The sequence below is a fragment of the Acidovorax sp. sic0104 genome, assembly GCF_019219095.1.
In the GTDB taxonomy this organism is placed as follows: Bacteria; Pseudomonadota; Gammaproteobacteria; order Burkholderiales; family Burkholderiaceae_C; genus Acidovorax.
Genome location: NZ_JAHUWH010000001.1, coordinates 142776 through 161327, shown reverse-complemented (window position 1 = coordinate 161327; position 18552 = coordinate 142776). Strand labels below are relative to the sequence as shown.

Below are 18552 nucleotides of genomic sequence, written 5' to 3'. Positions count from 1 at the left end.
CTCGGCCTGCCGGGGCGCTTTCTGCGCCAGGGGCAGGCCGGGTGGAATCTTTGGCGCGCCGCCCTTCAGGGGAGCGGCGCGCCGGGCTGCATTATGCGTCTAGGCGTCCAGGGCCTTTCGGATGCCGCGCAGGAAGTCGATGGTCAGGGGCACCACCTTGGCGTGCTCCTGGTCTTCGATCAACTGGATGATGCGGCTGCCGATGACCACGGCGTCCGCCACCCTGCCGATCGCCTGGGCCGTGGCCGCGTCGCGGATGCCGAAGCCCACGCCCACGGGAATGCTCACATGCTCGCGGATGCGCGGCAACATCTGTTCCACGGCCGATGTGTCGAGCGCGCCCGATCCGGTCACGCCCTTGAGCGACACGTAGTACACGTAGCCGCTGGCCACGCGTGCCACCTGGGCCATGCGCTCCTGGGTGCTGGTGGGGGCCAGCAAGAAGATCAGGTCCATGCCGTGGGCGCGCAGGTCGGCCGCGAAGGCTTCGCATTCCTCGGGCGGGTAGTCCACGATGAGCACGCCGTCGACGCCGGCTTCGGCGGCATCGCGCACGAACGCGCTCTGACTGCCAGACTGGCCGTGCGCATTGCCGTGGACTTGGTCATAGCGCTCCACAGGGTTCGCGTAGCCCATCAGCACCACGGGCGTGGTGGTGTTGCGCTTGCGGAACTCGCGCACATGGTCGAGCACCTGCACCATGCCTACGCCGAGGCCCAGGGCCTTTTCTCCCGCCTTCTGGATCACGGGGCCGTCTGCCATGGGGTCCGAGAAGGGCACGCCCAGCTCGATCACGTCGGCGCCGGCCTCCACCATGCCGTGCATGAGGGCCGGCGTGATGTCGGCAAACGGAAAACCGGCGGTGACGTAGGGGATCAGCGCCTTGCGGCCCTGGGCTTTCAGCTGTTCGAAAGTGGTCTGGATACGGCTCATGGCTTGGCGTCTCCTGGGGCGCCCTTGACGGTCAGGCCGCGCATGGAAGGGCGGTCATAGAAATCTTCGCCGGACAGGTCGGCGACGGTGCCGATGTCCTTGTCGCCCCGTCCCGAGAGGTTGACCAGGATGGCCTGGTCGGGCCGCATGGTGGGCGCGAGCTTGAGGGCGTAGGCAAAGGCATGGCTCGATTCGAGCGCCGGGATGATGCCTTCGGTGCGGCACAGGTGGTGGAAGGCCGAAAGCGCTTCCTGATCGGTGATGCCCACGTATTCGGCGCGACCGATCTCCTGCAGCCAGGCATGCTCGGGCCCCACGCCCGGGTAGTCCAGGCCCGCGCTGATGCTGTGGGTTTCGGTGATCTGTCCGTTGGCGTCCTGCAGGATGAAGGTGCGGTTGCCATGCAGCACGCCGGAGCTGCCACGCTGCAGCGATGCGGAGTGCTTGCCGCTATCGAGCCCTTCGCCGGCCGCCTCCACGCCGATCAGGCGCGTCTTCTCGAACGGAATGTAGGGGTGGAAGATGCCCATGGCGTTGCTGCCGCCGCCCACGCAGGCGATCACGGCGTCGGGCTGCGCGGCCGCGATCTTCTGCTCGGCCAGCATGGCAGGCATCTGCCCGATGGCCTCCTTGCCGATCACGCTCTGGAAGTCGCGCACCATCATCGGATAGGGGTGCGGGCCGGCCACGGTGCCGATGATGTAGAAGGTGTTGTCCACATTGGCCACCCAGTCGCGCATGGCTTCGTTCAGCGCGTCCTTGAGCGTCTTGCTGCCCGACTCGACCGGCACCACGGTGGCGCCCAGCAACTTCATGCGGAACACGTTGGGGCTCTGGCGCTTGACGTCCTCGCTGCCCATGTAGACCACGCATTCAAGGCCATAGCGCGCGCAGATGGTGGCGGTGGCCACGCCGTGCTGGCCCGCACCCGTCTCGGCGATCACGCGCGGCTTGCCCATGCGGCGTGCCAGCATGGCCTGCCCGATCACGTTGTTGATCTTGTGGGCGCCTGTGTGGTTGAGGTCTTCGCGCTTGAGGTAGATCTGCGCACCGCCCAGCTCTCGGCTGGTGCGGGCGGCGTGGTAGACCGGGGAAGGGCGGCCCACGAAGTGCTTGAGCTCGTACTCGAATTCGGTCAGGAACTCGGGGTCGCTCTGGTAGCGGGCGTAGGCATCGCGCAGCTCCTGGATGGCGTGGGTGAGTGTTTCGCTGACGAAGCTGCCACCGTAGGAGCCGAAATGGCCTGAGGAATCAGGTTGCTGATAGGAATTCATGAGGGTTCTTTGCAAGTTGGGCATCGGCCGCGCGCACGGCGGCGATGAACCGTTGGATCTTTCCGGCGTCCTTGATGCCCTTCAGGGGCTTGCCATCGGGGCTGTTCGGATCGGTGGCCTCGACGCCGGAGCTGACATCAACCGCCAGCGTGGTGCAACGCGGGCGGACTTGCAAAATGCCATCGGTCACGTTTGCAGGCGTGAGTCCACCAGACAAAACGAGGTGAGAGCTGACGCTTGGTGGAAGGAGTGACCAATTGAATGCCTTGCCGCCGCCGCCGTACCCCTCGACATGGGCGTCGAGCAGGATGGCTTGGGCGTGGGAGTAATCGTGGGCGTATTTTACGAGGTCAAAGCGGGCCGCTCCATCTCCGAGGGGAATCCGTGCCGCACGCAGGTAGGGCCTTGCGCCGCGGGCGGTGGCTGCCAGGCAGTCCTCGGGTGTCTCATCACCATGAAATTGGATGGTGGCGCCCGCCACCAGGTCGCTTGCAGCTATAACATTGCTAGCAGATTCGTTGACGACCAGCAGCACTGGTGTCACGAACGGAGGCAAGCGCCGCGCCAGTTCGGCCGCGCGGGCTGGTGTGACCGCGCGCGGGCTGGGGGCATACAGAACAAAACCGATGGCGTCCGCCCCTGCAGCCACTGCTGCATCCACGTCCTGCTCGCGTGTGAGGCCGCAGATCTTGATGCGGGTGCGGGCCGCGGGTTGCGCCACGGCAGCAGGGTGGGTGGGCCGGGGGCTGGAAGCGGGTGTCGTCATGGCAGCCAATCATACGCAGCCGTGCGCTTGGGCAAGCCCCAGGTGGCGTCGTAGACCGGGCCTTGGAAGTACAGGCCATCCGGAGAGAAGGTTGGTGCGGCGGCATCGCGGGACCGCGCTGCCAGCACCTGCTGGATCCAGCCGGACGGCTGGTTGCCCTGGCCCACCGCGATCAGGCAACCCATGATGTTGCGGATCATGTGGTGAAGGAAGGCGTTGGCCTCGAATTCGAAGCGCCAATAGCAGGAGCTCCAGCCCAGCTCCGGGTGAGGTTCCCCGAGCCCGCGGCGTGAAATGTCGATGCGCTGCAGCGTCTTCACAGGCGACTTGGCCTGGCAGGCCGACGCCCGGAACGACGTGAAATCGTGCTCGCCCAGCAGATGGTGCGCGGCCTGCCGCATGGCATCGTGGTCGAGCGGGTGGTACACCCAGCCCACGCGCCCTGCGTCCACGCTGGGCCGCACCGGCGACTGCAGCAGCACGTAGGCATAGCGCCTTGCCACGGCGCTCGCGCGGGCGTGAAAGCTTTCGGGCACGTGCTGTGCCCATTGCACGGCGATGTCCGGGGGCAAAAAGGTGTTGGTGCCGCGCACCCAGGAGGAAGGTGTGCGGTCCAGATCCGTGTCGAAATGCACTACCTGCATCAGCCCGTGCACGCCGGCATCGGTGCGGCCGGCGCACAGCGTGCTCACAGGGTGCGTGGCAAAGCGGCCCAGAGCCGCTTCGAGTTTGTCCTGTATGGTGTTGCCAGACAGCTGGCTTTGCCAGCCGCTGTAAGTCTGGCCGTTGTAGCTGACACCCAGAGCAACCCGTGTCATCGGGCGGCCTGGGTCTGGGGAGCGCGCGCCGTGAGTGAACCCGGCTGCATCAGCCCAGTTCGGCCAGCATGCGCTGGGCGCGGGTCTTGAGCGCGCCGCTGGACTCGGCCACCACTTCTTCGATCAGCGTGCGTGCACCATCGGTGTCGCCGATGGCGTTGAATTCCTCGGCCAGGGCCAGCTTGGTGGCCAGCGGGTCGTCCTGGGAAACCGCGAGGTCGTCCAGGGGTGTCGGTGCTGGAGCGGCCTTGGGTGCGGGCGCGGCCATGGGCGTGGAAGGTGCGTTCAGGTCGAGCGACAGGTCCCCCAAGTCGAATTCCATGGGGCTTGAATCCTGCGCATCACGCGACAACGGTACAGGACCCGAGGGTGCCATGGACAGGTCGTCCACGCTGGGGAAGTCCAGGTCGGCCACGGGTGGCGCTGCCGTCACCGGGGTGGATGCCGGTTCAGGGGGGGTCCAGGACGGTGCGCTGGCCGATGGCAGGTCTGGCATCTCCAGGCCCGAGCGCAGTGTCGAAGGCTCGTCGCGGGACGCTGCGGCGGCGCTGCCGGCCGCGGCGGCCGCAGCCGCGGCGGCAAAGCCGCCAGGCGCCGCAGCGGGCGCATCGGTCAGTGCGTCATCGGGCAGGTCGAGGTCCAGGTCCAGATCCAGGTCGGGTGGAAGCGCTGCCGTGGCGGCGGCCCCGCCGGTGGCGCCTGTGAAGGTGCTGGGGAAGCCGCCAGGCGGCAGCGATGGAGACTCGTCTTCCAGCATGCCAGGACGACCGCCGGGTTGGTACAGGCGGTTGTCGGGGTCCAGGTCACGGCCGAGTTCAGCGATGCGGTTCCAGTCGGGACCTTCGCCCTGCGTGAGCTTGAACACATCGCCTGCCACGGCTTCCAGGGCCTTGCGGTCCTGGCGCTTGGCGTAGATTTCGCCGAGCTTCACATGCACAGACACGCGGGCCGGGTTGTGGCGGATGGCTTCCTTGAGAATTTCCTCGGCCTGCAGGTCACGGCCGTAGGCCAGGTACACGTCTGCTTCGGCCACCGGGTCCACGTCGCCGCCGGCATCCAGCTGGCTGGGAGAGTAGGCCATGGATGAGCCTGTCGTCATTTCGCTATTGGCCGTGTCGACGCGCTGGCCGCCGCTGGCACCGAAGAACGAGTCGGGCTGGATGCGGCTTTCAAGGAACGAACTGTCGACGCCGGCGTTCTGGCGGCGGCGCTGCACCACGCGGTACGCGCCATAGCCCAGCAGCAGTGCCAGCAGGCCGCCACCGGCCAAGGGGAGGATAGGATCGTCCATGATGCCGGACAGGAAGCTGGATTCCTCGGCGGGCGCAGGAGCGGGAGCCACAACGGGGGGGCGAGCCCGCGCAGGCGCGGAGGCCGGTGCCGATGCCGGGTCCGATGCAGCCTCTGCGGGAACGGCCGTGTCCATCGGCGCACTGGCTGTCGCTGCCGGGGCATCGGCCGGTGCCGAGGCTGTTGTTTCGGGCGCAGCGGGGGCGGTTGGCGTGGCAGGCACTGCGGGCGTCTGCACGGCCACGGTAGCGGGCGTGCTGGCGGCTGCAGCAGCGGGTGCTGCCGCTGGCGTGGTGGAAGCGCCTGCCGGGGCGGACGCGGCGCCCAGCTTGTTCAGGTCCGTGATGTTCTTGGACAACTCGGCCATCCGCGTGGCGGCTTCGCCGGCCTGCTTGTCCTTGGCGACCTGGTCTTCCGCTGCCTTCTGGCCCTTGACAGAGCCCTTGGACAGGGTGAGCTTGTCGGGGGCCGCAGTGGCAGGCTTCTTGTCTTCGACGCGGGTCTGCACCGAGCCCGATGCAGAGCGTTCGGCTGCAGCGACTGCGGTCGATGGAGCTGCTCCCGCCAGCTTGCGGCGGAACTCGTTGAAGTCGCGGGACTGGGCTGCCAGGATCTGGCGTGCCTCGGGCGCTGGCGTGGCCTGTGCCGCGCTTTCGCTGGGCATCTGCAGAACCGCGCCCGCCTTCAGGCGGTTGACGTTGCCCTGGATGAACGCGTCGGGGTTGGCGCGCATCATGGCGACCAGCATCTGGTCGAGCGACACGCCGGCGGGACGGTAGGCGTTGGCCAGGCGGCCTGCAGTGTCGCCGGATTGCACGGTGACGCCCTCGGCCGGGGTGGCGCGGGGTGCTGCGGCCGGGCGGGGGGATGGCGGTGGGGCGGCTTCAGCCGGCTCGCTCGCGCGGGGTGTAATCGGTGCACGCACCGCGGGCGCTGGCGGGGTGGGGGCAGAGATCTGCGGTGATGCCGTGACCGACGGCGCAGGGCGGCGCAGGGCGGGCGGGTCGAACAGCATGGTGTAGCTGCGCACGATGCGGCCCGAGCCCCAGTTGGCGTCCAGCACCAGGTCGAGGAAGGGGTCATTCACGGGGCGGGTGCTGGACAGGCGCAGCACGGCAGTCCCGTCGGGGCGGCGTTGCAGCTGGATTTGCAGGCTGGTCATGGCCTGCGTGTATTCCATGCCCTGTGCGCGGAAGACTTCGGGTGTCGCTGCCGTGGCACGCAGCGTATCTGCTTCGGCGGGAGTGATCTGGGGCAGGTCGATTTCAGCGCGAAGTGGCTCGCCCAGGGCAGACTGCACAGTGATGCGCCCCAGCGCCAACGCGGATGCGTCAGTGGCGTAGAAGCCGGCCGACGCCACGGCCGCAGCGGCCAGGACAGAGAATTTCCAACGATGCATGTTTGCCAACAACTGATGAGGATTTTTTGCGGCTCGGACGAGCGGTGCTTTTTTTGTCATGGTCTGGTCCCGCCCCGGCGCGTGAAAATATGTAAAAAGCACCATAGCATCAATGTTTTGCACTGACAAGCTGAGGTGGCGCCGAAGCTTTGACAGGCCTGCATGCGCACCAATTTGGGGCATTTCCATGTTGCCAATTGCCAACGTGGCGTAACGGAGTGTGTCAACATGTCGGTGCAAAAAAGCGCGCACGGCCAGGGGCGGTGCGCGCTTTCGGTGGGTTGGCAGATCAGGCGTCGAGCAGGATGCGCAGCATGCGGCGCAGGGGCTCGGCGGCACCCCACAGCAGCTGGTCGCCGATGGTGAATGCGCCCACGTAGTCCGGACCCATGGCGAGCTTGCGGATGCGGCCCACGGGGATGGTCATGGTGCCGGTCACGGCTACGGGCGTGAGGTCCTTGATCGTGGCCTCGCGGTTGTTGGGAACGACCTTCACCCATTCGTTGTCGGCGGCGATCATGGCCTCGATGTCGGCCACGGGCACGTCCTTCTTGAGCTTGAAGGTCAGCGCCTGGCTGTGGCAGCGCATGGCGCCCACGCGCACGCAGAACCCGTCCACTGGCACGGCGGCGGCATCGAAGCCTTCACCCTGGCCGAGGATCTTGTTGGTCTCGGCCATGCCCTTCCATTCTTCCTTGGACATGCCGTTGCCCAGGTCCTTGTCGATCCAGGGAATCAGCGAGCCGCCCAGCGGCACGCCGAAGTTGGCGGTTTCGGCGCTGGTCAGCGCGCGCTGCTTGGCGATGACCTTGCGGTCGATTTCCAGGATGGCGCTCTTGGGGTCGTCCAGCAGCGAGCGCACTTCGGCGTTCAGTGTGCCGTACTGCGTGAGCAGCTCGCGCATGTGCTGGGCACCGCCGCCCGAGGCAGCCTGGTAGGTCTGGGTGCTCATCCATTCGACGAGGCCTGCCTTGTACAGCGCGCCCACGCCCATCAGCATGCAGCTCACGGTGCAGTTGCCGCCGATCCAGTCCTTGCCCCCGTTGGCCAGCGCGTTCTTGATCACGGGCATGTTGACCGGGTCGAGCACGATGACGGCGTTCTTGTCCATGCGCAGGGAGGAGGCGGCGTCAATCCAGTGGCCGTTCCAGCCGGCGGCGCGCAACTTGGGATAGACCTCGTTGGTGTAGTCGCCGCCCTGGGCGGTGATGATGATCTCGCAGCGCTTCAAGGCCTCGATGTTGAACGCGTCCTGCAGAGCCGTCTCGTTCTTGGCGTGGGCAGGGGCCTTGCCGCCTGCGTTCGAGGTGGAGAAGAACATGGGCTCGATCAGATCGAAGTCCTTCTCTTGTTCCATGCGGTCCATCAGGACCGAGCCGACCATGCCGCGCCAGCCGACCAACCCTACCAACTTGCTCATTTCAACGCCCCTTTTCAGTGTAAGAAACAGTGCCCGACCGGGACTGGACCTTTGCCCCGGCTCGTCTGGGCCAGGGAGGGCGCACGACGATACCGGAGCTGGGTCAGCCCTTAATGGTCGTGGTTTTGGTGGTGATTGCGCGCACGGCCACGCCTGCCAGGGCGGCAGTAGCGGTGTTCTGGGCGAACGGGCGGGCGGCAAACATGGGCGCGATTGTAGCGGATCGATCCTTGAAGCCGCATTTTCAGGCCACAAACACCGCATTTCGCAGCCCGGCCGATGCATTCACGAGACAGGCGACCACCGGGTGCGCGCCGCAGTGCGGCGCTTGGGAGGAGGAAGGAGAGCGTCGCCTTACTGTGCAGACAGCGCCTTCACCACCGCGTCGCCCATCTGCGAGGTGCCCACCTTGGTCGTGCCTTCGCTGTAGATGTCCGGGGTGCGCAGGCCTTGTTCCAGCACGTTCTGAACGGCGGCTTCAATGCGCTTGGCGGCCTCGTCCTGGTTCAGCGAGAAGCGCAGCATCATCGCCGCAGAAAGGATGGTGGCCAGCGGGTTGGCCACGCCCTTGCCTGCGATGTCGGGGGCGCTGCCGTGGCTGGGCTCGTACAGGCCCTGGTTGCTGCTGTTGAGGCTGGCCGATGGCAGCATGCCGATAGAGCCCGTCAGCATCGACGCTTCGTCGGACAGGATGTCGCCGAACATGTTGCCGGTCACTATCACATCGAAGGCCTTGGGCTTTTTCACCAACTGCATGGCGGCGTTGTCCACGTACATGTGCTCCAGCTCCACGTCCTGGTAGTCCTTGTGCACATCGATGACCACGTCCTTCCAGAACTGGAAGGTTTCCAGCACATTGGCCTTGTCCACGCTGGTGACCTTCTTGTTGCGCTTGCGTGCGGCCTCGAAGGCGACGCGGGCGATGCGTTCGATCTCGGGGCGCGAGTAGCGCATGGTGTCAAAGGCTTCTTCGCTGCCGGGGAAGTGGCCGTCGACGGCCGTGCGGCGACCACGGGGCTGGCCGAAGTAGATGTCGCCCGTGAGCTCGCGGATGATGAGGATGTCCAGGCCCGCGATCAGCTCGGGCTTGAGGCTCGAAGCACCCACCAGCTGTTCGTAGCAGATGGCGGGGCGGAAGTTGGCGAACAGGCCCAGGTTCTTGCGCAGGCCCAGGATGGCCTGCTCGGGGCGCAGTGGGCGGTCGAGCTTGTCGTACTTCCAGTCGCCCACGGCGCCGAACAGGATGGCGTCGGATTCCTTGGCGAGCTTGAGGGTGGACTCGGGCAGCGGGTGGCCGTGGGCCTCGTACGCGGCCCCGCCGACCAGGGCGGATTCCATTTCGAAGTTCAAGTCCAGCACTTCCAGGACCTTGACGGCCTCGGCGACGATTTCGGTACCAATGCCGTCACCCGGCAAGACTGCGATTTTCATTGAATTGCTTCTCTTTTGATAGCTAATTCCGCTTGGCCATCAAGCGGTAGAAGCCGTTTTGAATCAGAAACCGGTGCTCAGGACACCATGGAATGCGCCAGCCAGGGCTTGGCTGCCAGCCGCTCGGCCTCGAAGGCCCTGATCTTGTCGGACTGGCGCAGGGTCAGGCCGATATCGTCAAAGCCGTTGAGCAGGCAGTACTTGCGAAAGGCGATCACGTCGAACGCAATCTCGTCGCCCTGCGGCTTGACGATGACCTGCCGCTCCAGGTCCACGGTCAGTGCGTAGCCGGGGAAGGCCGCCACTTCGTCGAACAGCTGGGCCACGGTGGACTCGGGCAGCACGATGGGCAGGAGGCCGTTCTTGAAGCAGTTGTTGAAGAAGATATCGGCAAAACTGGGCGCGATCACGGCGCGAAAGCCGAACTGGTCCAGCGCCCAGGGCGCGTGCTCGCGGCTGGAGCCGCAGCCAAAATTCTTGCGCGCGATCAGGATGCTGGCGCCTTTGTAGCGCGGCTGGTTCAGCACGAAGTCGGGGTTGGGCTTGCGCTGGCTTTCGGGGATGCCGGGCTCGCCCTTGTCCAGGTAGCGCCACTCGTCAAACAGGTTGGGGCCGAAGCCCGTCTTCTTGATCGACTTGAGGAACTGCTTGGGGATGATGGCGTCGGTATCGACGTTTTCGCGGTCCATCGGGGCCACCAGGCCCTTGTGCACGGTGAATTTCTGCATGGCTGCCTTGTGTTACTTGTTGGCGGCGCGTTCGAGCGCGCCCCCTGCCCGTTGAACGTCCTGGCCCACGCCCTTGACGGTGTTGCATCCGGCCAGCAGCAAGGCGGCAGACAGTGCGATGAGGGTTGCGGCAATTTTCTTCATGGCGGGCTCCTTCAGGCGAATTGGCGAATGTCCACAAAATGGCCGTGCACCGCAGCGGCGGCGGCCATGGCGGGGCTGACGAGATGGGTGCGGCCCCCGGCGCCCTGGCGGCCTTCGAAGTTGCGGTTGCTGGTGCTGGCGCAGCGCTCGCCGGGTTCCAGGCGGTCGGCGTTCATGGCCAGGCACATGCTGCAGCCGGGCTCGCGCCATTCAAAGCCTGCGGCCTTGAAGATCTGGTCCAGGCCCTCGCGCTCGGCCTGCTCCTTGACCAGACCCGAGCCGGGTACCACCATGGCCAGCTTCACGTTGCTGGCCACCTTGCGTCCCAGGTTCTTGACCACTGCGGCGGCTTCGCGCATGTCTTCGATGCGGCTGTTGGTGCAGCTGCCGATGAACACCTTGTCGATGGTGATGTCGTTGATGGGCTTGCCGGGCTGCAGGTTCATGTACGTCAAGGCGCGCTCGATGGCGCCACGCTTGTTGGCGTCCTTTTCCTTGTCGGGGTCGGGCACGCGGGCGTCCACGCCCAGCACCATTTCGGGCGAGGTGCCCCAGGTGACTTGCGGCACGATGTCGGTGGCGTCGAGCTTGACCACGGTGTCGAACTTCGCGTCGGGGTCAGAGTGCAAGGTCTTCCAGTACGCCACGGCCTGGTCCCATTCCACGCCTGTGGGCGACAGGGGGCGGCCCTTCACGTATTCGATCGTCTTGTCGTCCACCGCCACCAGGCCCGCGCGCGCGCCGCCTTCGATGGCCATGTTGCACACGGTCATGCGGCCTTCCATGCTCATGGCGCGGAACACCGATCCGGCGAATTCGATGGTGTAGCCCGTGCCGCCCGCCGTGCCGATCTTGCCGATGATGGCCAGCACCACGTCCTTGGGTGTCACGCCTTTGGCCAGCTGGCCATCCACTTGCACCAGCATGTTCTTGGCCTTTTTGGCCAGCAGGGTTTGCGTGGCCATCACGTGCTCGACCTCGGAGGTGCCGATGCCGTGGGCCAGTGCGCCAAACGCGCCATGGGTGCTGGTGTGGCTGTCGCCGCACACCACAGTCATGCCAGGCAGGGTGGCTCCGTTTTCGGGGCCAATCACGTGCACGATGCCCTGGCGCTTGTGCATGAAGGGGAAGAACGCAGCGGGCGAGATGGTCGCCATGTTGTCGTTCAGCGTGGTGATCTGCTCTTTGCTGATGGGGTCGGTGATGCCGTCGTAGCCGTTCTCCCAGCCCGTGGTGGGCGTGTTGTGGTCGGCCGTGCCCACGATGGAACTCATGCGCCAGACCTTGCGGCCCGCCTCGCGCAGGCCTTCGAAGGCCTGGGGGCTGGTGACTTCGTGCACCAGGTGGCGGTCGATGTAGAGGATGGAGGTGCCGTCCTCTTCCGTGTGGACGACATGCTCGTCCCAGATCTTGTCGTACAGGGTGCGTCCCATGGCGTGGCTTTCTACTTTCAGGTGGGGGATTGGATTTTAGTGTCGGGGGCCGGGTGCACTGGCGCCGGTTCGGGCTGTGGCGCGAGGTGCTCCACCAGCAGGCGTGCCGTAATCGGCAGGGCCTCGAAGTCGCGGGCCACCACCCTCAGTTCGCGGTGGGCCCAGGCGTCGGTCAGCGGGATGGCCTGCAGCTGGCCCACGCCGCGCATGAGTGCAAACGCCCGGTCGGGCAGCAGGCCCACACCCAGGCCGTTGTCGATCATGCGGCACATGGCATCGAGCCCCGTGACTTGGATGCGCTGGCGCAGCGGCCGCCCTGCAGCGGCGGCGGCTGCGCGCATGGCCAGGCTGATGCTGCTGTTGGCGTGCAGGCCCACAATGTCCCAGTCCAGGACTTCTTCAAAATTGATAGCTGCCTGGGCAGACAGGGCGTGCCCGGAGGGCACTACAAGCACCAAACGGTCGGACCGGTAGGTGCGGCTTTGCAGGCCGGGGCTGCCCCCGACGCTGGCGGTGCCGATGTTGCAGATGCCCAGATCGGCCGCGCCCTCCTGCACGGCGTGCAGCACGTCGCTGGAAAGGTGCTCCTGCAGATCGATCTTGATCTGGCTGTGCTCGCGCGCAAAGGCGCCCAGGTCTTCGGGCAGAAACTGGAAGATGGCGGAGATGTTGGCGTGCATGCGCACATGGCCGCGTACGCCGTCGGCGTATTCACTCAGCTCGCCCTGCATGCGCTCCAGGCCGAACAGCACGGTGCGCGCATGGTGCAGCAGGCTCTCACCCGCGGGGGTCAGGGTCACGCCCCGGCTGTGGCGGTACAGCAGGGCCGTGTCTACGGCGGTTTCCAGGTCCGACAGGCGCTTGCTGACTGCCGATGCCGCAATGAATTCGCGCTCGGCCGCACGGCCGATGCTGCCGAGCTCGCACACCGCCACAAACAGTTGCAGCGAGGTGAGGTCGATACGGCGCGCAAAACTGCGCTCTGAGCTTTTCATGGGGGTGTGTCTTCTCGAAAAGAGAAGGATGGCTATTTTCTTCCCATTATTTGTTATTCGCCATCGCCATGCGCGATGGTGGGGTTGTCCTTCTGCGGGTGGCCTGTCGGCGGGTGGCCTGCGGCGCACTGGGCGGTGCTCAGGCCACGCAGGTGCTGCCGTGCTCCGGCACCGCCACATTCCAGCGCAGTTCGTGCGCGATGCGCTGGCGCAGGTGGTCGGCCGCGCCCATTTCGCCGTGCACCACGTACACCTGGTCGGGCGCATGGCCCATGCTGCGCAGCCAGGCGATGAGCTGGTTGCCGTCGGCATGGGCCGAGGCGGACGACAGCCGCACCACTTCGGCGCGCACGGCCACGTCCTGGCCGTGGATGCGGATGGTCTTCTCGCCCTCTGCCAGGCGCGCGCCGCGAGTACCCGGGGCCTGGTGGCCGGTCAGGATGACCATGTTGCGGTGGTCGCCCGCGTGCAGCGCCAAGTGGTGCAACACGCGCCCGCCGGTGGCCATGCCGCTGGCCGACAGGATGACCATGGGGCCGTGCAGCCGGGCCAGGCCCTTGGACTGCTCGGGCGTCTGGACCATGGTGGCGCCATGCTCCAGCCCCTGCACCTCGCGGCCGCTCAGTCGGTGCTCCTGCATGTGATGCTGGAACAGGCCTGTGGTGCTCACGGCCATGGGGCTGTCCAGAAACACCTTGAGCGACGCGGGCACCACGCCCTGTGCCTTGAGCAGGCCAATGGCATGCAGCACCACCTGGGCACGGCCCACGGCAAACACCGGCACCACGGCCGTGCCGCCGCGTGCGGCCAGGCGCTGCAGGGCGGGGCCCAGCTCATCCAACAGGCCCTCGGGCGGGTGTTCGCGGTCGCCGTAGGTGGATTCGATGAGCACGGTGTCGGCCGGGGGCGGGGCGTCGGGCGGGTTCATGAGCAGGTCATCCGGCCGCCCAAGGTCGCCCGAGAACAGGATGCGCCGGCCACCCACTTCCAGCAACACGCTGGCGGCGCCCAGGATGTGGCCTGCCGGGGAGAATGTCACGCGCCAGCCGGGCAGGGGCTCGAAAGCCTTGTGGAAGGCGTGCGTCTGGAACTGCTTGAGGCAGTGCAGTGCATCCAGCCGGGTGTAGAGCGGCAGTGCCGGGCGGTGGCTGCTGAGCTGGTGGCGGTTGAGGAAGGCGGCGTCTTCTTCCTGCAGGTGCCCGCTATCGGGCAGCAGGATGGTGCACAGGTCGCGCGTGCCTGGCGTGCAGTGGATGGCGCGGGCATAGCCGTCGCGGGTGAGCAGGGGCAGGTAGCCGCTGTGGTCCAGGTGGGCGTGGGTCAGCACCACGGCGTCGATTTGGTGGGGCGTGACGGGCAGGGGTTGCCAGTTGCGCAAGCGCAGCTGCTTGTAGCCCTGGAAGAGTCCGCAGTCCACCAGCAGGCTCTTGCCGTTGTGGCGCACCAGGTATTTGGAGCCGGTGACCGTGCCGGAGCCGCCCAGGAAGGTGATGTTGACGTTCATGCCGATGTTCCGTGTCCCGTTGTTCCCTTTTCCCCGGATTGGGGCCCCACGACCGCCTGGTGGGCTTTCATGCTACGGCGCGGGGCGGCTGGGAGCTACCGGTGGCGGGCGGATTCTTGCCTCAGATCAAGAATTCACCACTGGCAATGTTTTCCTGTTGCAAATCCTGCGGCGGTACTACAGTGGGCAGCCCATCTCCTGATGCCCCGTTTTTTGCGGGACCTTTATCCAACAGGTTGAGGTATGCAGACCAGGTATTCCCGTCACGCCCATGGCGCCTTGCTGGCAACTGTTTTGCTGGCTGGCGGGTGGCAGGTGCGCGCGCAGCCGCTGGACGATCCGCCCGAATGGGCCGACGAACCTCCTGTGTTGTCGCGCTGGCTGGAGGAGGGCTACGAGGCCGAAGTGCGGCGCCAGCCGCACCGGGCCGCGCAGCGGTACTGCGATGCCGCACGCTATGGCAGCGTGGAGGCTCAATACCGCCTGGGCCGCCTGCTGGTGCGGGGGCGCGATGTGGTGCCCGACCCCGCGGCCGCCGCCACCTTGCTGGCCCTGGCGGCGCAACGGGGGCACGAGAAGGCGCGCAGCCTGGCCGAAGGCCTGGCACCGGGCGACCAACTGCCCGATTGCCTCACCACGGGCGAGGCGCCCCGGCTGGAGGTGCGCGATTCTGCCGAGGAGGTCGTGCCCCAGGAGGTGGTGGACCGCTATGTGAGCAACCTGCCCGACGACAAGCGCCGCCACGCCGAGCTGGTGCAGCGGCTCGCACCCCGCTTCGAGGTGGACCCGCGTCTGGCGCTGGCCATCGTGCGGTCGGAGTCCAACTTCCAGGCCCGGGCGCTGTCGCCCAAGAATGCGCAGGGGCTGATGCAGCTGATCCCCGAGACGGCCGAGCGCTTTGGCGTGCGCGACGTGTGGAACCCCGAGCAGAACGTGCGTGGCGGGCTGACCTACCTGCGCTGGCTGCTGGACCGTTTTGAGGGCGATGTGGCACTGGCCTCGGCTGCCTACAACGCGGGAGAAAAAGCAGTGGAGCGCCATGGCGGCGTGCCGCCCTACAGCGAGACGCGGGAGTACGTGCGCCGTATCCTGGGCTTTTACCGTGCACCGCAGCACGAGCGGCCCGGCAAGGCCATGGGGCTGGCCCTGCAGCCCGCATCGCGCATGAAAAAACCGCCCGGGCCGTGAGGTCGAGGGCGGTTGGCAGGGGGCGGCAGGGGACCGTTCAACTGAAGAAATTCTTCAGTCGGTCCGTCCAGCTCTCTCCGCTGGGCGAATGGCGTGCGCCGCCCTTCTTGAGCGAGTCTTCCAGCTCGCGCAACAGCTTGCGCTGGTGCTCCGTCAATTTGACGGGGGTCTCCACTGCGATGTGGCAGTACAGGTCGCCGGGGTAGCTGGCGCGCACCCCCTTGATGCCCTTGCCGCGCAGGCGGAACTGCTTGCCGGCCTGGGTGCCTTCGGGAATGTCGATGGCCGCCTTGCCTTGCAACGTGGGGACCTCGATCTCGCCGCCCAGGGCTGCCGTGATGAAGCTCACAGGCACCTGGCAGTGCAGGTCGTCGCCGTCTCGCTCGAAGATGTCGTGCTTCTTCAGGCGGATCTCGATGTACAGGTCGCCTGGCGGCCCGCCGTTGGTGCCGGGCTCGCCGTTGCCGGTGCTGCGGATGCGCATGCCGTCATCGATGCCGGCAGGGATCTTCACTTCCAGCGTCTTCTGCTTCTTGATCTTGCCCTGGCCGTGGCACGCGGTGCAGGGCTCGGGAATGATCTTGCCCGTGCCGCGGCAGTGCGGGCAGGTCTGCTGCACGCTGAAGAAGCCCTGGCGCATCTGCACCGTGCCCGCGCCCTGGCAGGTGCCGCAGGTCTTGGCGCTGGTGCCGGGCTTGGCACCGCTGCCGTGGCAGGTATCACAGCTTTCCCACGAGGGGATGCGGATCTGCGCGTCCTTGCCGCGCGCGGCTTCCTCCAGCGTGACTTCCATGGCGTAGCTGAGGTCGTTGCCCCGGTACACCTGGCGGCCGCCAGCGCCGCGCCCACGCCCGCCCTGCTGGCCGAACATGTCGCCGAAGATGTCGCCGAACGCCTCGGCGAAGCCGCCGAAGCCTTCCGCGCCCGCGCCGCCGGGGCCGCGCATGTTGGGGTCCACCCCGGCGTGGCCATACTGGTCGTAGGCGGCCCGCTTTTGCGGGTCGGAGAGCATCTCGTAGGCCTCCTTGGCCTCCTTGAATTTCTCTTCGGCAGGCTTGGCGGCATCCCCCTGGTTGCGGTCAGGGTGGTGCTTCATCGCCAGCTTGCGATATGCCTTCTTGATTTCATCGTCCGAGGCGTTCTTCGGAACGCCCAGGATCTCGTAAAAGTCTCTTTTGGACATGGTGATTCAGAACCCGGTTGGAACAGGAACGCCGCGCAAGCCCCCTGTTGCAGGAAACTCGCGCGGCGGCTCGGGTCAACGGGGGCTCGTTCAGCCCTTCTTGACTTCCTTCACCTCGGCATCGACCACGTTGTCGTCATCCGCAGGCTTGGACGAAGAGGCCGAGGCGCCAGCGGCGTCGGCACCGGCTGCCGCGCCCTGGGCCGCTTGCGCGGCCTGCGCGTCGGCGTACATCTTCTCGCCCAGCTTCTGGCTGGCCGACATCAGCGCGGTGGTCTTCTCGTCGATGGCGGCCTTGTCCTCGCCCTTCAGGGCTTCTTCCAGGGCCTTCACGGCGGTGGCGATGGCATCCTTCTCGCCCGCGTCGAGCTTGTCGCCATGCTCTGCCAGGCTCTTGTTCACGCTGTGCACGGCGGCTTCGCCCTGGTTGCGGGCCTGGATCAGCTCCAGCTTCTTCTTGTCGTCCGCGGCATTGAGCTCGGCGTCCTTCACCATCTGCTGGATCTCTTCTTCCGACAGGCCGGAGTTGGCTTTGATGGTGATCTTGTTTTCCTTGCCCGTGCCCTTGTCCTTGGCGCCTACGTGCAGGATGCCGTTGGCGTCGATGTCGAACGACACTTCGATCTGCGGCACGCCGCGCGATGCGGGTGGAATGCCTTCCAGGTTGAACTCGCCCAGCAGCTTGTTGCCCGTGGCCATTTCACGCTCGCCCTGATAGACCTTGATGGTCACGGCAGGCTGGTTGTCGTCGGCCGTCGAGAAGGTCTGCGCGAACTTCGTGGGGATGGTCGTGTTCTTCGTGATCATCTTGGTCATCACGCCGCCCAGGGTTTCAATGCCCAGGGACAGGGGGGTCACGTCCAGCAGCAGCACGTCCTTGCGGTCGCCCGACAGTACCTGGCCTTGGATCGCGGCGCCCACGGCCACGGCTTCGTCAGGGTTCACGTCCTTGCGGGGTTCCTTGCCGAAGAACTCCTTGACCTTCTCCTGCACCTTGGGCATGCGGGTCATGCCGCCGACCAGGATCACGTCGTGGATGTCGGACACGGACACGCCGGCGTCCTTGATGGCCGTGCGGCAAGGCGCGATGGTGCGCTCGATCAGCTCGTCCACCAGCGACTCCAGCTTGGCGCGGGTCAGCTTGATGTTCAGGTGCTTCGGGCCCGATGCGTCTGCCGTGATGTAGGGCAGGTTGATGTCCGTGGCAGCCGAGTTCGACAGTTCGATCTTGGCCTTTTCGGCGGCTTCCTTCAGGCGCTGCAGGGCCAGCACATCCTTGGACAGGTCCACGCCCTGTTCCTTCTTGAACTCGCCGATGATGTAGTCGATGATGCGCTGGTCGAAGTCTTCGCCGCCCAGGAAGGTGTCGCCGTTGGTGGACAGCACTTCGAACTGCTTTTCGCCGTCCACGTCGGCGATCTCGATGATGGACACGTCGAACGTGCCGCCGCCCAGGTCATACACGGCAATCTTGCGGTCGCCCTTTTCCTGCTTGTCCAGGCCAAAGGCCAGGGCAGCAGCGGTGGGCTCGTTGATGATGCGCTTGACTTCCAGGCCGGCGATGCGGCCAGCGTCCTTGGTGGCCTGGCGCTGTGCGTCGTTGAAGTACGCGGGCACGGTGATGACGGCTTCCGTCACGGGCTCGCCCAGGTAGTCCTCTGCCGTCTTCTTCATCTTGCGCAGGATGTCGGCGGACACCTGCTGGGCCGACAGCTTGTTGCCGCGCACTTCGATCCAGGCGTCGCCGTTGTCGGCGGCCACAATCTTGTAGGGCATCAGGTCGATGTCCTTTTGCACTTCCTTCTCGGTGAACTTGCGGCCGATCAGGCGCTTGACGGCGTACAGCGTGTTCTTGGGGTTCGTCACGGCCTGGCGCTTGGCCGAGGCGCCGACGAGGATCTCGCCGTCTTCCTGGTAGGCCACGATCGACGGCGTGGTGCGCGCACCTTCGCTGTTCTCGATCACGCGGGTGGTGTTGCCTTCCATGATGGACACGCAGCTGTTGGTGGTGCCCAGGTCAATGCCGATGATTCTTCCCATGATTTT

At 66.2% G+C, this 18552-nt stretch carries 15 protein-coding genes; 1 reads left to right on the top strand and 14 read right to left on the bottom strand.

The features are described 5' to 3' along the window. Positions 1-99: 99 nt before the first annotated feature. The 12 genes from trpA to KW835_RS00710 form a co-directional block, all read right to left on the bottom strand. On the bottom strand, positions 100-933 hold the full coding sequence (gene trpA, locus KW835_RS00765) for a tryptophan synthase subunit alpha (RefSeq protein ID WP_218380379.1): 834 nt from the start codon (positions 931-933) through the stop codon (positions 100-102). After that, entirely contained in the window at positions 930-2207 is a 1278-nt protein-coding gene (gene trpB, locus KW835_RS00760) for a tryptophan synthase subunit beta (protein ID WP_218380378.1), read from the bottom strand. Before trpB ends, trpA begins: the two co-directional genes overlap by 4 nt. Continuing rightward, positions 2185-2973: a phosphoribosylanthranilate isomerase gene (locus tag KW835_RS00755; protein ID WP_255593168.1), complete on the bottom strand. Its 789-nt coding sequence runs from the start codon at positions 2971-2973 to the stop codon at positions 2185-2187. The genes trpB and KW835_RS00755 overlap by 23 nt, the downstream gene beginning before the upstream one ends. Then, complete coding sequence (gene truA / locus KW835_RS00750; protein WP_218380377.1) at positions 2970-3791, bottom strand: tRNA pseudouridine(38-40) synthase TruA; 822 nt, start codon at positions 3789-3791, stop codon at positions 2970-2972. The genes KW835_RS00755 and truA overlap by 4 nt, the downstream gene beginning before the upstream one ends. Before the next feature lie 49 nt (positions 3792-3840). Next, complete coding sequence (locus KW835_RS00745) at positions 3841-6480, bottom strand: FimV/HubP family polar landmark protein (protein WP_255593167.1); 2640 nt, start codon at positions 6478-6480, stop codon at positions 3841-3843. 289 nt (positions 6481-6769) lie between these two features. Then, positions 6770-7900 carry an aspartate-semialdehyde dehydrogenase gene (gene asd / locus KW835_RS00740; protein WP_218380375.1) on the bottom strand — a complete coding sequence of 377 codons (1131 nt, stop codon included), beginning with the start codon at positions 7898-7900 and terminating at the stop codon, positions 6770-6772. Between the two features lie 354 nt (positions 7901-8254). After that, complete coding sequence (gene leuB, locus KW835_RS00735) at positions 8255-9331, bottom strand: 3-isopropylmalate dehydrogenase (protein WP_218380374.1); 1077 nt, start codon at positions 9329-9331, stop codon at positions 8255-8257. Between the two features lie 77 nt (positions 9332-9408). Then, entirely contained in the window at positions 9409-10059 is a 651-nt protein-coding gene (gene leuD, locus KW835_RS00730) for a 3-isopropylmalate dehydratase small subunit (RefSeq protein ID WP_218380373.1), read from the bottom strand. Positions 10060-10071: 12 nt separating this feature from the next. Next, positions 10072-10203 carry an entericidin A/B family lipoprotein gene (locus tag KW835_RS00725; protein WP_063461163.1) on the bottom strand — a complete coding sequence of 44 codons (132 nt, stop codon included), beginning with the start codon at positions 10201-10203 and terminating at the stop codon, positions 10072-10074. An 11-nt stretch (positions 10204-10214) separates the two neighbouring features. Beyond that, positions 10215-11636: a 3-isopropylmalate dehydratase large subunit gene (gene leuC, locus KW835_RS00720; RefSeq protein ID WP_218380372.1), complete on the bottom strand. Its 1422-nt coding sequence runs from the start codon at positions 11634-11636 to the stop codon at positions 10215-10217. Between the two features lie 17 nt (positions 11637-11653). Beyond that, on the bottom strand, positions 11654-12631 hold the full coding sequence (locus KW835_RS00715; protein ID WP_218380371.1) for a LysR family transcriptional regulator: 978 nt from the start codon (positions 12629-12631) through the stop codon (positions 11654-11656). Between the two features lie 139 nt (positions 12632-12770). Then, positions 12771-14135 (bottom strand): MBL fold metallo-hydrolase, encoded by a 1365-nt coding sequence (locus KW835_RS00710; RefSeq protein ID WP_218380370.1) that lies wholly within the window; start codon positions 14133-14135, stop codon positions 12771-12773. Between the two features lie 279 nt (positions 14136-14414). Here KW835_RS00710 and KW835_RS00705 point away from each other — a divergent pair, with 279 nt between their 5' ends. After that, complete coding sequence (locus tag KW835_RS00705; RefSeq protein WP_255593166.1) at positions 14415-15323, top strand: lytic transglycosylase domain-containing protein; 909 nt, start codon at positions 14415-14417, stop codon at positions 15321-15323. 37 nt (positions 15324-15360) lie between these two features. On the opposite strand, the gene dnaJ is transcribed toward KW835_RS00705, so the two are convergent. Both dnaJ and dnaK read right to left on the bottom strand, forming a co-directional pair. Further along, the gene (gene dnaJ / locus KW835_RS00700) at positions 15361-16506 is read right to left on the bottom strand and encodes a molecular chaperone DnaJ (protein ID WP_218380368.1); all 1146 of its coding nucleotides are present in this window, start codon (positions 16504-16506) and stop codon (positions 15361-15363) included. Between the two features lie 90 nt (positions 16507-16596). After that, on the bottom strand, positions 16597-18546 hold the full coding sequence (dnaK, locus tag KW835_RS00695) for a molecular chaperone DnaK (RefSeq protein WP_218380367.1): 1950 nt from the start codon (positions 18544-18546) through the stop codon (positions 16597-16599). Between the last annotated feature and the right edge of the window lie 6 nt (positions 18547-18552).

Excerpts from the sequence above, each read along its gene's own strand:
- trpA (WP_218380379.1), bottom strand. The coding sequence starts at position 933 with ATGAGCCGTATCCAGACCACTTTCGAACAGCTGAAAGCCCAGGGCCGC.
- trpB (WP_218380378.1), bottom strand. The coding sequence starts at position 2,207 with ATGAATTCCTATCAGCAACCTGATTCCTCAGGCCATTTCGGCTCCTAC.
- KW835_RS00755 (WP_255593168.1), bottom strand. The coding sequence starts at position 2,973 with ATGACGACACCCGCTTCCAGCCCCCGGCCCACCCACCCTGCTGCCGTG.
- truA (WP_218380377.1), bottom strand. The coding sequence starts at position 3,791 with ATGACACGGGTTGCTCTGGGTGTCAGCTACAACGGCCAGACTTACAGC.
- KW835_RS00745 (WP_255593167.1), bottom strand. The coding sequence starts at position 6,480 with ATGCATCGTTGGAAATTCTCTGTCCTGGCCGCTGCGGCCGTGGCGTCG.
- asd (WP_218380375.1), bottom strand. The coding sequence starts at position 7,900 with ATGAGCAAGTTGGTAGGGTTGGTCGGCTGGCGCGGCATGGTCGGCTCG.
- leuB (WP_218380374.1), bottom strand. The coding sequence starts at position 9,331 with ATGAAAATCGCAGTCTTGCCGGGTGACGGCATTGGTACCGAAATCGTC.
- leuD (WP_218380373.1), bottom strand. The coding sequence starts at position 10,059 with ATGCAGAAATTCACCGTGCACAAGGGCCTGGTGGCCCCGATGGACCGC.
- KW835_RS00725 (WP_063461163.1), bottom strand. The coding sequence starts at position 10,203 with ATGAAGAAAATTGCCGCAACCCTCATCGCACTGTCTGCCGCCTTGCTG.
- leuC (WP_218380372.1), bottom strand. The coding sequence starts at position 11,636 with ATGGGACGCACCCTGTACGACAAGATCTGGGACGAGCATGTCGTCCAC.
- KW835_RS00715 (WP_218380371.1), bottom strand. The coding sequence starts at position 12,631 with ATGAAAAGCTCAGAGCGCAGTTTTGCGCGCCGTATCGACCTCACCTCG.
- KW835_RS00710 (WP_218380370.1), bottom strand. The coding sequence starts at position 14,135 with ATGAACGTCAACATCACCTTCCTGGGCGGCTCCGGCACGGTCACCGGC.
- dnaJ (WP_218380368.1), bottom strand. The coding sequence starts at position 16,506 with ATGTCCAAAAGAGACTTTTACGAGATCCTGGGCGTTCCGAAGAACGCC.
- dnaK (WP_218380367.1), bottom strand. The coding sequence starts at position 18,546 with ATGGGAAGAATCATCGGCATTGACCTGGGCACCACCAACAGCTGCGTG.